At 43.8% G+C, this 14,657-nt stretch carries 12 protein-coding genes and 1 tRNA gene; 8 read left to right on the top strand and 5 right to left on the bottom strand.

Going from position 1 to position 14,657, the window contains the following annotated elements:
- Positions 1-222: 222 nt before the first annotated feature.
- The 3 genes from H6G17_RS30095 to H6G17_RS30085 form a co-directional block, all read right to left on the bottom strand.
- The gene (locus H6G17_RS30095) at positions 223-486 is read right to left on the bottom strand and encodes a CTB family bacteriocin (RefSeq protein ID WP_192162189.1); all 264 of its coding nucleotides are present in this window, start codon (positions 484-486) and stop codon (positions 223-225) included.
- Positions 487-561: 75 nt separating this feature from the next.
- Positions 562-825 carry a CTB family bacteriocin gene (locus H6G17_RS30090; RefSeq protein WP_192162188.1) on the bottom strand — a complete coding sequence of 88 codons (264 nt, stop codon included), beginning with the start codon at positions 823-825 and terminating at the stop codon, positions 562-564.
- 884 nt (positions 826-1,709) lie between these two features.
- On the bottom strand, positions 1,710-2,471 hold the full coding sequence (locus H6G17_RS30085) for a response regulator transcription factor (protein ID WP_192162187.1): 762 nt from the start codon (positions 2,469-2,471) through the stop codon (positions 1,710-1,712).
- Positions 2,472-3,671: 1,200 nt separating this feature from the next.
- Here H6G17_RS30085 and H6G17_RS30080 point away from each other — a divergent pair.
- Complete coding sequence (locus H6G17_RS30080) at positions 3,672-5,750, top strand: serine/threonine-protein kinase (protein WP_192162186.1); 2,079 nt, start codon at positions 3,672-3,674, stop codon at positions 5,748-5,750.
- A gap of 197 nt (positions 5,751-5,947) precedes the next feature.
- Positions 5,948-7,669: a hypothetical protein gene (locus H6G17_RS30075; protein WP_192162185.1), complete on the top strand. Its 1,722-nt coding sequence runs from the start codon at positions 5,948-5,950 to the stop codon at positions 7,667-7,669.
- 102 nt (positions 7,670-7,771) lie between these two features.
- On the opposite strand, the gene H6G17_RS30070 is transcribed toward H6G17_RS30075, so the two are convergent.
- Positions 7,772-8,281, bottom strand: coding sequence for a shikimate kinase (locus H6G17_RS30070; protein ID WP_192162191.1), 510 nt, complete (start codon positions 8,279-8,281; stop codon positions 7,772-7,774).
- Between the two features lie 313 nt (positions 8,282-8,594).
- On the opposite strand from H6G17_RS30070, the gene H6G17_RS30065 reads away from it, so the two are divergent.
- From H6G17_RS30065 to H6G17_RS30040, 6 genes are all read left to right on the top strand, one after another.
- The gene (locus tag H6G17_RS30065; RefSeq protein ID WP_192162184.1) at positions 8,595-10,070 is read left to right on the top strand and encodes a leucyl aminopeptidase; all 1,476 of its coding nucleotides are present in this window, start codon (positions 8,595-8,597) and stop codon (positions 10,068-10,070) included.
- A gap of 65 nt (positions 10,071-10,135) precedes the next feature.
- On the top strand, positions 10,136-11,020 hold the full coding sequence (gene lgt, locus H6G17_RS30060) for a prolipoprotein diacylglyceryl transferase (RefSeq protein ID WP_192162183.1): 885 nt from the start codon (positions 10,136-10,138) through the stop codon (positions 11,018-11,020).
- Between the two features lie 159 nt (positions 11,021-11,179).
- Positions 11,180-12,004, top strand: a complete 825-nt coding sequence (gene cobM, locus H6G17_RS30055; RefSeq protein WP_192162182.1) for a precorrin-4 C(11)-methyltransferase — start codon at positions 11,180-11,182, stop codon at positions 12,002-12,004.
- A 129-nt stretch (positions 12,005-12,133) separates the two neighbouring features.
- Positions 12,134-12,613 carry a flavin reductase family protein gene (locus H6G17_RS30050; protein WP_192162181.1) on the top strand — a complete coding sequence of 160 codons (480 nt, stop codon included), beginning with the start codon at positions 12,134-12,136 and terminating at the stop codon, positions 12,611-12,613.
- Positions 12,614-12,681: 68 nt separating this feature from the next.
- Positions 12,682-13,035, top strand: a complete 354-nt coding sequence (locus H6G17_RS30045) for a phenylpyruvate tautomerase MIF-related protein (protein ID WP_106546744.1) — start codon at positions 12,682-12,684, stop codon at positions 13,033-13,035.
- A 107-nt stretch (positions 13,036-13,142) separates the two neighbouring features.
- Positions 13,143-13,215, top strand: a tRNA-Arg gene (locus tag H6G17_RS30040).
- Positions 13,216-13,223: 8 nt separating this feature from the next.
- On the opposite strand, the gene H6G17_RS30035 is transcribed toward H6G17_RS30040, so the two are convergent.
- Complete coding sequence (locus tag H6G17_RS30035; RefSeq protein ID WP_192162180.1) at positions 13,224-14,237, bottom strand: NAD(P)-dependent alcohol dehydrogenase; 1,014 nt, start codon at positions 14,235-14,237, stop codon at positions 13,224-13,226.
- Between the last annotated feature and the right edge of the window lie 420 nt (positions 14,238-14,657).

The raw sequence follows: 14,657 nt of genomic DNA, 5'->3' as shown, positions 1-14,657 counted from the left end.
TTGTCACCGTAGCCGTCCCAAGAATAACCACCTGCGACTAATTGTTGTTGTTCGTCAGATAGTTCGACAAATAATTCGGTGTTGGTTTCGTTAATCATTGTAAGTAGTCTCCTGAAGTTATTTGAGTTGAAATTGTAGGTGTAAATTAATTTGAGATTTGCTGGGTGGTAATTCTCTCATTTGAGTTGAGAGAATTACACATTATGAGTTCAGTTAATCTAACTATTTAGCGGTGAAAAACTTGAAAGCATCAGTTTCAAAGCTTTGGTTAGCATTCAGATACTCTTGGTCAACATAGCTACCGTCGCGAGTCGAGGCAATTCCGACTTTGAGTTGTTGTACGGATTTCGTTTCTTTCAAGTTTGTATTGAGAATGTCATAGATGGACTGACCATCACCACCACCGGGATAAGAATAACCACCTGCGACTAATTGTTGTTGTTCGTCAGATAGTTCGACAAATAATTCGGTGTTTTCGTTAATCATTGTGAGTAGTCTCCTGAAGTTGTTTGTGTGACTTAATTTGTTGTACGTTTGCAATGCAAGAATTATGCAGCTCAATTATTTAGCGGTGAAATATTTGAAAGCGTCAGTTTCAAAGCTTTGGTTAGCATTCAAGTAATCTTGCTCAACATAGCTACCTTGACGAGTCGAAGCAATTCCGACTTTCAGGTGTTGTACTGATTGCTTCTCTTTCAAGCTGGTTCCCAAAGCATCGTAGATAGAATTGTCACCGTAGCCGTCCCAAGAATAACCACCTGCGACTAATTGTTGTTGTTCGTCAGATAGTTCGACAAATAATTCGGTGCTGGTTTCGTTAATCATTGTGAGTAGTCTCCTGAAGTTGTTTGTGTGACTTAATTTGTTGTACGTTTGCGATCCGAGAATTATGCACTTAAAGTTTAGTTCGTTTGAGTTTTAATCTTTAAAATACCTAGAAACTTTCTCATCAAAAAAGTGATTCAAGTTTGGGTATTTTTAATCAATAAAGTAACTTTATAAATTTTTTACTATATTGACTTTCAGATTTACCGACCGTTTTTTATACAGATTCGGTTTAGAGAACATCTTTTAGTGCTGAGAGAACGCTGTAAGAGTAACTGCCAGCTTTAGTTGTTGTTTCTCGTTATTTAATCCTACAGTTGGTTCAGATTTGATTTCGGAAAACCTGTTTGAAAAACTTTTCTGTTTTTTCTTGCTCAGGCTATTATTCGTTATCTACTAATAACCTATAAAAAGATTCAGATTATTTGTACGGCAAAGTTACCCAAATAGTGGGTGAGTTCACTAGGTATATACCCGTTTTAAAACAGTAGATAGGCTATCTATTTTTAGAAGTTATTATATTAAAAAAGCCAAGTCAAGTACTAGGATATAATAGGTTTCTATGGAAACATATTATCCTTAGCACCAAACTTGGATGTCAGATAATAAATATTCTATTTTTGTTGCCTTTAGTAGAAGGCGGTTTAACTAAAAAAATTGCTATTGAGTAAGTGAATGGCGAGAAATATAAAGATCTGTAATTAAATATTGCTAAGATACCATAGATAGAAAAAGAACATACTGTTTGAGGCGATCGCTACCAATTTCAACCTACTAAAATTTGCTGACGCAATTTTCTGTAATCCAAAATTTAAAATCCAAATTCCGAAATCTTAAGATGATTTGGTAGATGCTACCCTCCGATCGCAGTTTTTACGAGTGTCTTACGAAATTAAATGGTTTTCCATCGCAAACCGTAACAATTCGACACGATTGCTAGTTCCTGTTTTACCTAATAAGTTACTCACGTATTTCTCTATCGTGCGCGGACTCAGAAATAGATTGGTAGCAATTTGAGAATTAGATAGTCCCTGCGCCAGAAATTTGAGTACAGCCTGTTCTCTGTCGGTGAAATTAATGCGAGATCTAGTGGCTGCAATTGTTGCTCGGATTTGAGAATGCAATTGGTGGTGTAAGGATTCAGTTGGCGATGAAATTGGTGTTGGAACACTGAGAGGATTGTAGTCGAAAGTATCTGTAGAGACGGGTAGCCTACCTGTATTTTGTGCGCGATCGCGCAGGCGTAATTCCCATTGCATCAGCTGAGATATCAGCTGCGATCGCTCTAGCAGGTTGCGAACGACAGCATGTAACTCATCTAATTCAAACGGTTTAGGTAAGTATGCATCCCCTCCCATTTGATAGCCGCGAATGCGTTCTTCCGTTTCCGTGCCTGCAGTTAAAAATACGACAGGCAATAACCGAAATGCTGGACGCTGACGCACCCATCGAATCAGTTCGTATCCATTCATCTGCGGCATCATAATATCGGTAATCACTAGATGAGGTTGATATTCCTCAATAATTCTCAGCGCTTCTTTTCCATGTTCTGCCGTAACTACTGAGTAACCAATTTGCTCCAGTGCATAGCTGGTAGAAACACGAATCGACGGCTCATCATCAACTACGAGAATTAGTAACGACATAGGACGCAAACATTTCCTAACAACTTATGAAGGCTTGATTTGAGCTATATGCGCTGACCTACTAATCAAATGTTATATATAGATACGCTGCGATTTTAGATTTGATGCATGGCGATCGCTTGTAGGTTTCCAGCAGAGAAAGCATATCTGGCTCAGTTAAACTTTACAAAAAACAACAATTTTTGTCCGCAGTCAACAAAATTTTTTTCTAGGCTGATGCATTGTATGTATAACTACAAATTCAACTTGAGTGACAAAGATTACGGAAAAAGCGCATACTTCTAAGTAAATTTGTTACCAGCACCCAAGACTAACAGCAAATTGCATAAAAGTAGCAAGATTACCCATAGCAAATGTTGCAGAGATGCAAGCAAAAGCTACAGAATGCTCTGCCTTAAGCGGTAAACCTAACTTCCTCAGAGTTTGGTTAAGGTCGGAAACTGTGCTTAATTTTTTTTAGCTTTGTTTTGTTTAAATCGATATTGTAATGCTGCTTAGCATTGTAAATAGGCTGTAGGTAGCACCCTTTGCTGTCTGTCTGCAAGGTAGACAGCGTAACAGTTATTTTTCTCGTGTTTTTGTATAGCGAGTTTTGCGCCTCGATTATGCCAAGATCGAGAAGCAAAGAAGAAATTTTCTTACATCACTAATTTAAGTATTTTCCCAGCTAAATTGTCAAAACTAGCCGTAGTCTTTATTAAATCTTTACTGAAACTAAACATAAGCTTAACTCCAGATTAACCGAAAGTAGCAGTAGATGTTGTAACAAAATTTCATCATTTTGCAGGGTTTGACTTAGTAAAGTTTTCTAGTTAGTAAAGTTTTCTAGCAAAACCATTCCTGCCGATCGGTTGCCGTTGCTAAGTACAAGACGACTACAGCAGGGATAACTTGAATTAGTACAGCTAAGATAGCAAAGATAGACCAGATGTTAGCGTGCATGGGGTTTCTCCTACTGCGCAATGCTTGTTATATGTTACTTAGGTTGCCCTCAGTTAGTTTATGCAGCGATTCGACCAGCAGTAGAGACGTTACATGTAATGTCTTTATACTGACAACTGTACGGGCGGGTTTTGAACAAAGATTATGGCTAAAGCCCGTGAATATGTTTGCTAAACCCGCCCCTACGACAACTGACAACTGATAACTGACAACCGAACGTGGTATGTTAGAACTAAAACCGAAAATCAGTAACTTCCGATGGCAGCAATCTTGTTAGAAAATCGTTACCGAGTGCTGCGAGAACTAGCAAATGGGAGGTTTGGGAAGACTTTTTTAGCAGAAGACACTCAGATGCCTTCTGGTAAGAAATGTATCATTAAGCAGCTCAAACCGATCGAAAACAGTCCCCAGGTCGATCGAATAATCAGAGAAAAATTTCAGCGTGAAGCCGCAACTTTAGAAACGCTAGGCGATATCAATAGTCAAATCCCTCGTCTATATGCCTATTTTGTAGAGGCTGGAGAATTTTATTTAGTTCAAGAGTGGATTCAAGGTCAAACTCTGAGCGATCGCGTCCAGCAAGTAGGACTGTTTAGCGAACGAGAAGTTAAAGAAATACTATTAGATATACTGCCAGTTCTGCAATACATTCACAGTCAAGGTATTATTCACCGCGATCTAAAACCAAACAATATTATTTGGCGATCGCGAGATAGCAAACCTGTCTTGATCGATTTTGGCACGATTAAGGAAATCATGGGAACGACGGTAACGGCTTCCGGTCGTGCCACAAGTTCGATTGTGGTAGGTACGCCAGGATTTATTCCCAACGAACAAGCAGCGGGAAAACCTCTATTTGCCAGCGATTTGTATGCTTTAGGCTTGACGGCAATTTATTTACTGACAGGTAAGATGCCGCAAGAACTGAAAACTAACCCTTTGACGGGTGAGATCCACTGGCGACAGCAAACATTAAATGTGAGTCCAAAATTTGCGGCGATTTTAGATAAAACAATACAACCATCCGCCCGCGATCGCTACATGAATGCGCCTGCTATGTTAGCAGCTTTGCAGCAGCTCGACACTCATGCTGTTTCACCGAAAGTTAGTGCGCCGCAAACGCCACCGACTGCAACTCTACCAAATCCTACTCCACCAAAAGTCAGTGCGCCACAAGCACCAGTCAGTGCAACTCCACCAAATCCTACTCCACCAAAAGTTAGTGCGCCACAAGCACCAGTCAGTGCAACTCTACCAAATCCTACTCCACCGAGAGTTAGTACGCCACAAGCACCAGTCAGTGCAACTCCACCAAATCCTACTCCACCAAGAGCCAGCGCGCCGCAAACGCCACCGAGTGCAACTCCATCGACTCCTACTCCACCGAAAGTCAGTACGCCGCAACCACCAGCTGCAACTTCATCGACTTCTGCGACTTCTGCTTCACAGACAATTATTCCAGAATCCTCTCCTCCGCCACCAACAGCAGTCTCTACGCCTCCCAACCAAGTAGAGAGAAAAGAAATTCAGACAGGTGTTACTTCAGGTAAAGCTAATCGTGAAAAAGCTAAAACCTCTGCTGCCACTAATAAACTAGTCACTTTGGCAAAAGCTGCTTTAATTCTTTGCGGTAGCTTAGTAGCTTTAGCCGTGCTATTTGTGGCAATTAGCTATGTAACAAGACCAAAAACGAATTCTAGCAGTAATGACTTTCCTACAGCGATCGCAGAGCAAAACGGCAAACCGAGTGAATTGAATTCCTCGTCAACAACCAACAATCAGCCAAATGGTGTTTCTCCGCAGCCAGCATCGACAACATCAAACTTGAACGAACAAGTGAAAATCGGTCGGCTGAAAACTTATACTTACAATACCAATCTGTTTTCAATTGACGTACCGGAAGACTGGCAGCGTCGCGATCGCAGTACGACGGGTGAAGCAATTGTAAGCTGGTACGATCCGACAAATAATGCAGCTATTGTAGTTGATGTCTTTACTAGAGAAGCATTTCAGCAAAAAGGTCAAATTTCCCAAGAAAGATTGAACCGATTTTTAGCCAGAGCAGCCCAACAACAGTATCGTGCGAATCCTGATTTTCAGTTAGCTGCCACCGAATCGGTGAGTGGCGGTTGGCTGCAAGTACATTGGACTTATACAGTGACTAACCTGCAAGGTAAAAAAAGCAAAATGTTGGGCTACGGTTATGTCAAGCAAGATGATGACAAAATTTCTTACATTCACTTCATCGTTCCTGAGACACAATATCCGCAATTGCGATCGCAGCTTGGTAAAGTTACCTCCAGTTATAGTATCAACTCCGCAGCACCATTACCTTAAGTTCAACCTGGGTGCATTTATCGCAATTTTCAATTGAATGAGGTACACGTATTTGCAGTAGGGGCGTACGGCTGTGCGCCCATATAGATGTATTGCTTCTGTATATTTTTGTTTCTCCTATTCTGAAATTTTCTGGAAGACCACGTGTAGGTATAACACATAACAGAATTTCACGAATTTCAATTTTTGGAGAACATATGTCTTTCGTCTCTAAACGCCTCACGCTATTTATTTGGGCGCTATTAATAACGTTAGGACTAGCTGTCACTCAGTCTGCACCATTGAAATTAGCAGTGGCAAAAGAATCGAACCGCGATCGCGCTCCGTCTAACCATCATGCGATGCACCTCGCTCAAGCAACATCATCTCAACCCACTGCCACACTATTTGACAATCTCGGCAATCTCCACCACCCTATTTCAACGAATTCAAAACTGGCTCAACGCTACTTCGACCAAGGTTTAACCTTAGCATATGGGTTCAATCATGCAGAAGCAGCCCGTTCTTTCAAAGAGGCTGCTAAACTCGATCCTGAATGTGCGATTTGCTACTGGGGTGTTGCTCTCGTTCTCGGACCCAACATCAACGCACCGATGGAACCAGAAGCAGTGTCTGAAGCTTGGCGATCGCTCCAGCAAGCACTTAAGCTGAGTAAAAATGCTAGTGACAAAGAAAAGGCTTACATTCAAGCATTAGCAAAACGTTACCCATCGCAGCCAGTTGAAGACCGCAAGTCATTCGATCTTGCCTATGCTAACGCCATGCGAGAAGTTGCCCAACGCTACCCAGACGATCCAGATGCAGCAACTTTGTTTGCTGAATCTTTAATGGACACAACTCCCTGGGATTACTGGGAGGAAGATGGCACACTTAAACCAACAGGTAAAGAAATTATCGCCACCTTAGAGTCAATTCTACAAGAACATCCCAACCATCCTGGTGCTAACCATCTTTACATTCATGCCGTAGAGAAAGAACGTCCCGATTTGGGAGTTGCGTCTGCCGATCGCCTGATGCAACTAGTTCCCAATTCTGGACATCTAGTACACATGGCATCGCACATCTATATTCGTGTAGGCAGATATCACGATGCCGTACTGTCCAATCAACGCGGAATTGTTGCTGACAACGCTTATGCCGCTCGAAATCAGGTAGAGGGGATTTATCCGTTGGCTTATATGCCCCACAACCATCATTTTCTCTGGTTCGCCGCCCTGATGACCGGACAGAGTAAAGTCGCAACCCAGGCAGCACTTCGCACAGCCAAAGTCGATGCAAAACTCATGCGGCAGCCCGATTTTGCTGGAGCTTTGCAGCACTTCTCTACAATTCCGATGTATACTTATCTTCGGTTTGGGCAATGGGATCGAATCCTCTCCACCGCTGCACCCGCAAAAGATCTGAAATATCCATCGGGAGTTTGGCACTACGTACGCGGACGTGCTTTTGCTGCCAAAGGTCAAATTAAACCAGCAATACGGGAATTAAAAAAACTACAAGCGATCGCCGCGATTCCAGCCTTGCAAGACATCAAAATTTGGGGCTTTAACTCAACGGCAAGTATTTTAAATCTTGCCTCCCAAGTGCTAGCAGGTGAAATTGCCGCACAGCAGAAAAATTACCAGCAGGCGATCGCGCATTTAGAACAAGCAGTCAAGCTAGAAGATGCTCTTGTTTACACCGAACCTGCTGACTGGTCTCAACCCGCACGACAATCGCTGGGAGGTATTTTGCTCAAAGCACGTCGTTTTGCCCAAGCAGAACAAGCCTATCGAGATGATTTGAATATTTATCCCGAAAACGGCTGGTCTCTCTATGGGTTAATGCAAAGCCTTAAAGCACAGAACAAGCAAGCGGAAGCTCAAGTCGTCCAAAAGCAGTTCGAGCAAGCTTGGCAGTATGCTGACAGTTATCAGTGATTCAGTTATCAGTGATTCAGTTATCAGTGAAGAGTGGTAGTTGGTAGTTGCTCCTCTGCTCCCTTGTCTCCCTTGTCCCCCTTGTCCTCCTTTCCCGACTCCTTACTCCCGACTGCCGACTCCCGCTTTCAGCACTGAAGGAATTGCTTCTAATACCTGTGTTGCGATTGCGTCTGGGGTGTCTTGGGGATGGGGGGTGATGTGCAAATCAGCTTCAGCGTAGAGCGATCGCCTCTCATCGAGGAGCGATCGCAGTTTTCCAATTGGATCGGGATCTTGTAGTAAAGGTCTAGTATTATCTTCTGCTAAGCGGCTGTAGAGTTGTTCGACCGGCACATCCAGCCAAACAATTAAGCCGTAATGCAAATAACTCCAGTTTTCTCGCCGCAATACTATTCCGCCACCGGTAGAAATGGCAAGACGAGTGTAGGCACAAACTTCTGATAAGACTTTGGTTTCTATCTGCCGAAACGTTGTTTCTCCCTCTTCAGCAAAGATTTGGTTAATCGATTTTTGCGTCAGTTGTTCGATGACTGCATCCGTATCGACAAACCCATAACCGAGTTGGGCTGCTAGTATTTGTCCTATTGTCGTCTTGCCCGCACCCATCATTCCCACCAGGTACAGGTTAATTCCCTTAAGTAAGTCGCTGTCTCCCACTCGATCTGAATTTAACTCATGACTTATATCATTTTAATGGTAATGGGTAGTTGGTAGTTGGTAGTTGGTAGTTGGTGAAAGGCGCTCTTGCGAGAGGTAAATTTTGAATGCGTGAATTGTCTTGCTCCCTCAGCTCCCGAGCGCAACCTTGCGCTCCGCGACTCTCTCTTCACTCCCTCAGCTCCCTCAGCTCTCTTATCCCTGCTCCCTACTCCCTTTTTTACGCAATACTGGAACAAGAAGCTAAAAAGCGGAACGCAGAGTAATGGAAATTCGAGCGATTGATACACCACTTTTAGACTGGGCTGGAGATGCTCTTGCCCTTGGTTTATTTGAGGATGCTGTAGAATTAACAGGCGAACTGGCAGATCTGGACGGAAAATTTGCTGGGGCGATCGCGGAACTAATCGCAGATACGGAGTTTAAGGCGAAAGAAGGTAGTACGACGGTGACGCGGGTTGGCGGTGGTAGCGCCGTCCGCAAAGTCATATTAGTAGGACTGGGTAAGCCAGAAGGACTAAAAATAGATAGCTGGCGTAAAGCAGCTGCGGCAGTGGCGCGGTTAGCGAAAAAGGAACGGTGTAAAACTTTAGGAATCAGTTTGCCACTATGGAATAACGATCCGGCGGCGACGGCTCAAGCTTTGGCTGAGGGAATTCAACTGGCTTTATTTCAAGATAATCGGTTTAAGTCAGAACCAGAAGAGAAACCGCCAACTGTAGAGCGAGTTGACTTACTAGGGTTGGGCAGTCAAGATGATGCTGTTACCCGTGCCAGCCATATTGCTTCGGGTGTAATTTTGGCGCGGGAATTGGTGGCTGCTCCAGCTAATGCCGTAACACCAGTCACAATGGCAGAAACAGCACAGGCGATCGCCTCCGAACACGGATTGGCGGTTGAAATTCTCGAACGGGAAGATTGTGAAAAGTTAGGTATGGGCGCGTTTTTAGGTGTTGCCCAAGCTTCAGAATTGCCTCCTAAATTCATCCACTTAACATACAAACCCGATGGTACGCCTAAACGCAAGCTAGCGATTATTGGTAAGGGCTTAACCTTCGATTCTGGGGGCTTGAACATCAAGGGCGCTGGCAGCGGGATTGAAACGATGAAAATGGATATGGGTGGTGCTGCGGCGACTCTAGGGGCAGCTAAAGCGATCGCTCAATTGAAGCCCGATGTAGAGGTTCATTTTATCAGTGCCGCGACCGAAAACATGATCAGCGGTCGTGCCATGCACCCTGGCGATATCCTTAAAGCCTCAAATGGCAAGACAATTGAAGTGAATAACACTGACGCTGAAGGACGCTTAACTTTAGCAGATGCGCTGGTGTTTGCTGAAAAATTAGGCGTAGATGCGATCGTTGACTTAGCTACTTTAACTGGTGCTTGCATTGTCGCCTTGGGAGATGAGATCGCGGGATTATTTACTCCCCACGATACTTTAGCTCATGAAATTCAAGCTGCTGCTGAAACCGCAGGTGAAAAGTTTTGGCGGCTACCTATGGAAGAAAAATATTTTGAGGGTTTGAAGTCTGGGATTGCCGATATGAAGAATACGGGTCCCCGTGCTGGTGGTTCGATTACCGCTGCCTTATTTCTCAAACAATTTGTGAAAGAAACTCCTTGGGTGCATTTAGATGTAGCTGGTCCTGTCTGGACGGACAAGGAAAATGGCTATAACAACCCTGGAGCAACAGGTTTTGGCGTGCGAACTCTGGTAAATTGGGTGTTGACTAACTAGATGTAAGATAAATTCCGTAGCCTGTGCAACAGCACAGGCAAAACACCCTCAAACATATAATCTCAATGTTACCTGCGATTCCTGACTTGCCTTTGGCATGGCAATTTGCTTCTCCTGGACCAATTCTGGTACAAATTGGTCCTTTGACACTCCGATGGTATGGTCTGCTGATTGCCTCGGCAGTCTTGATTGGAGTTACTCTATCGCAATATTTGGCTAAACGCCGTCACGTTAACCCCGACATTATTGGCGATGTAGCGATTTGGTTAGTCGTGGGAGCGATTCCTGCTGCCCGCTTGTACTATGTATTATTCGAGTGGTCGAACTACGCGAATAATCCAGGTAAGATCTTTGCGATCTGGGAGGGTGGAATTGCCATTCATGGTGCAATCATAGGTGGAGTTATCGCAACTTTAATCTTTTGTCGGTTACGCAAGATTTCTTTTTGGCAAGTAGCCGATCTGATTGCTGCTTCATTGATTTTAGGACAGGCGATCGGACGGTGGGGAAATTTTTTCAATTCTGAAGCCTTTGGCAGCCCTACAAATTTACCTTGGAAACTCTATATTCCTCCTAGCAACCGTCCGCCTGGATACGGAAATTTTGAATACTTTCATCCTACGTTTCTCTACGAATCGTTATGGAATTTAATGGTATTCGGGATCTTAATGTATTTGTTTTTCCGCAGCTTACGAGGATTGCGTTTGAAGACTGGCACGCTATTTTTAACCTACATGGTGGCTTATAGCTTAGGGCGCTTTTGGATTGAAGGATTGCGTACCGATAGTTTAATGCTAGGACCGTTGCGGATGGCTCAAATGGTGAGTCTAGTAGGAGTTGCCATTGGATTATTTGGGCTGGCTTGGTTGTATCTTTATCGCCGTTCGTTACCAGATGTTGCGCCTCCAGTTACAGCACCAGAACCAAGGATAGAAGTTTCCAAGCGCTGAATTACAAAAAAAAAGCCCTAAGGGCTGAATTTAGGGCTTACTTATGATGCAGCATCTACCAATAGGTATCTTCATCGTGAAGTGACTCGACTTCGGAAAAGACTGTGAAAATTTGGAGAAAATTTTAAATCTGCGATTATAAGCAGCTTTCGATCGCCTATGTCTAATACTTCTGAATCTACTATCGAGTTAAATCGCGAATCAATTCCTACCCTCGCCCCAGGAGTATACATTGTAGGGGCAGGACCAGGCGATCCAGAACTTTTGACCGTTAAAGCCCAAAAGCTTTTAATGCAGGGAGATGTCATTCTTTATGCCGACTCTCTCGTACCGCAACAAATCTTAAAAATGTGCCGTCCAGAAGCAGAGATTATCCATACGGCAAATAAAACTTTAGAGGATATTCTACCCGTGATGGTGGAAAGGGTGCGATCGCATAAATCTGTGATCCGCCTGCAATCTGGCGATCCGAGTCTCTACAGCGCCATCCACGAACAAATACAAGCCCTCACCGCCGCCGAGATTCCCTTTGAAGTCGTTCCTGGGATCAGTGCCTTTCAAGCCGCTGCTGCCAAGCTCAACGTTGAATTAACCGTCCCCGGACTCGTGCAGACAATAATTCTCTGTCGTATCAGCGGACGCACGCAAGTCCCGGAAAGAGAAGAATTAGCATCCCTCGCCGCCCATCAAGCTAGTCTTTGCCTCTACCTCGCCGCCCGTCATGTAGAATCGGCGCAAAGTCAATTATTGGCACACTACCCCTCAGAAACTCCCGTAGCAATTTGTTTCCGCTTGGGTTGGGAAGACGAAAAGATTTGCGTCACCACCCTTGACAAAATGACAGAAACCACTCACAAAGAACAGCTAATTCGTACCACCCTTTACATTATCAGCCCCGCATTAGGAGAAGTTACAGCGCGATCGCGCCTCTACCATCCCGAACACAGCCACTTATTTCGCCCTAAGCAAAAACTCAATCCATAACTACGTTCACTGATAACTATAAGTTTGTACAGACGTTAGATGTAATGTCTCTACACTGATAACTGTCCCCTGCGGTTCGATAAGATTTATTTAGCAACGTAAGTAAAAACAATTTGGGGAGAACGCGCCTTGCTAGACGAACAAGCCAAGAAAACCATGCTGCGGAAGATTCCGCACGGACTTTATGTATGTGGTGTGAAAGATGGAGAAGACGTGAATGGCTTCACCGCTAGCTGGATCATGCAAGCTTCTTTCAAACCACCTTTAATAGTCAATTGCGTCAAACAAGATTCCAAATCCCACGAAATGATTAAAACCAGTGGAGTATTTGCAATTAGCTTTCTCGATGCCGAACAAAAAGACATTGCCCAAAAATTCTTTCAACCCCAACGACGAGTAGGCAACAAATTCGACGATATCGAGTTTTATCTAGGTGAAACAGGGTGTCCGATCCTGACTGACTCTTTAGGCTATGTCGAATGTCAAGTTGTTGGCGCGGTAGAAAAAGGCGACCATACAGTTTATGTCGGCGAAGTCATCGCTGCTGGCGTTCACCGCGAAGGAGACTCGCTGCGCTTGGAGACAACTGGCTGGCAGTATGGAGGCTAGAAAGAGGACAAGGGAGACAAGGAAGCTATTCTAGTCACCAGCCACCAGCCACTAGTCACTTACTAACTATGCCATTAATTAAAGTCCAAACTTCGATCGCGACTCCTGCTGAATCTGACGTGGAAGCGTTGCTGAAAAGCCTATCTTCCATGTTGGCAAAACATACAGGTAAACCAGAATCATACGTAATGACGGCGTTTGAACCTGGTGTACCAATGACTTTTGCTGGAACGTTAGATCCAGTTTGCTATGTAGAAGTAAAAAGCGTCGGGACGATGAAGCCAGAACAAACCAAGGCAATGAGTCAGGACTTTTGCCAGCAGATTAACCAAGCGTTAGGTGTAGACAAAAACCGCATCTATATTGAATTCAACGACGCGAAAGGTTATATGTGGGGCTGGAATAGCTCGACTTTTGGATAGTCATCCACAATAGACCAATTTTTTGATAGGATATGTAAGCTCACTTCTAATGTAAGTGCAGCTTACTTTTTGTTAGGGTAGCAATGTTCTACCTTGACTTAGTTTCTGGATCCTTAGTTCAGTGGATAGAACAACCGATTTCTAATCGGTAAGTCAGAGGTTCGAGTCCTCTAGGATCCGTTTGATTCTTACAGGCTTATACAGACTTTGCCGAAGTGTGCGCCGCTTTCGAGGTAGGCTAGTGCTGCTCTGGCTTCGTGGAATGGAAAGACCCGATCTATAATCGGTTTCATTTGATGCAGGTCAATACTGCGATTCATGTCTTCAAATAAATCGCGGGAGCCTACATAAATGCCTTGCACCCGGATATGTTTGAATAGGATCGAACTAGTGCTAACATCTCCTGTGAAGCCTGTCAGCACGCCAATCATCGCTACCTTACCGCCATAACGCACGGCACGAAGGGATTTTGATAGCGTTCCCGATCCCCCAACTTCTACAACCAGATCTACACCTCTACCATCGGTCAATTTCTCAACTTTTTCATCCCAGTCGGACGTAGTTTTGTAATTAATTCCTACATCTGCGCCTAGCTGGATAGCACGGTCTAATTTGTCATCGCTACTGCTAGTTAGAATAACTCGTGCGCCCATCATTTTTGCGAATTGCAAGCCAAACAGCGATACGCCACCTGTTCCTTGTAGCAGCACGGTATCACCTGCTTTAAGTTGTCCCTCTACTATCATTGCATTCCAAGCTGTAACAGCAGCACAAGGTAAAGTTGCAGCTTCTTCATAAGATAGGTGTGCGGGAATTTTGACAACTCCCTGTTCGTCAAAGACAACGTACTCTGCTAATACGCCATCGATCGCACCACCAAGAGCAGAATTCGCTTTTTCTGCTGTTAATTCTCCCGATATAAATGTTTGCATGAAAATGCCTGCAACGCGATCGCCTACCCTCACTCGCGTTACACCTTCTCCCACAGCGACAACTTCCCCTGCACCATCAGAAAGCGGTACGATCGGCTTAAAAGATTTAGCACCATAAGCCCCTTTTGCAACTAGTAAATCTCGGTAATTAAGGGATACAGCTTTCATTTTGATCAAAACTTGTCTGTTTCTGGGTTGCGGTTGCGGGCGTTCTACTAAAGTTAAAGCATCCAATCCTGGCTTGTCGTTCTGGATTTCGTAAGCTTTCATAGTTAACTCCAATTTATTAGTGGGCAACATAAAACAGTAGGTCAAGACGACCTAAATCATCGATTGAAATGTGACAATAACTAACAGCAAACTGAACAAAAGTGCTACTTTACTTTGAATTACACTTCGTTCAGATAGCTGCGATCGAAAAACTATATTTCGAGTTTCTAGGCTAAATTAAAAAATGACAAGTACGCACAATTTTGTGAAGTAGTATCAAATTTGTGTAAGTAAGCTGTCATGAAAAAACCAAACTATGTAAAGATAGATAAATCTGGAAAAGACGCAGAACAAATGTATTAGGGAAGCGAGTAAAATGGGCGCTCGTTTAAGGGTATTTCTGACTCGTGAGCAAGACAAAACTCTATTAAACTTGAGAACTGCGGATGTACCACAAAAAGTCAAAGATCGAGCAGAGAT

It is taken from the genome of Chroococcidiopsis sp. [FACHB-1243] (genome assembly GCF_014696895.1).
In the GTDB taxonomy this organism is placed as follows: Bacteria; Cyanobacteriota; Cyanobacteriia; order Cyanobacteriales; family Chroococcidiopsidaceae; genus Chroococcidiopsis.
Note: the sequence above shows the minus strand (reverse complement) of the source record. Positions and strands in the feature narration are given on the sequence as shown.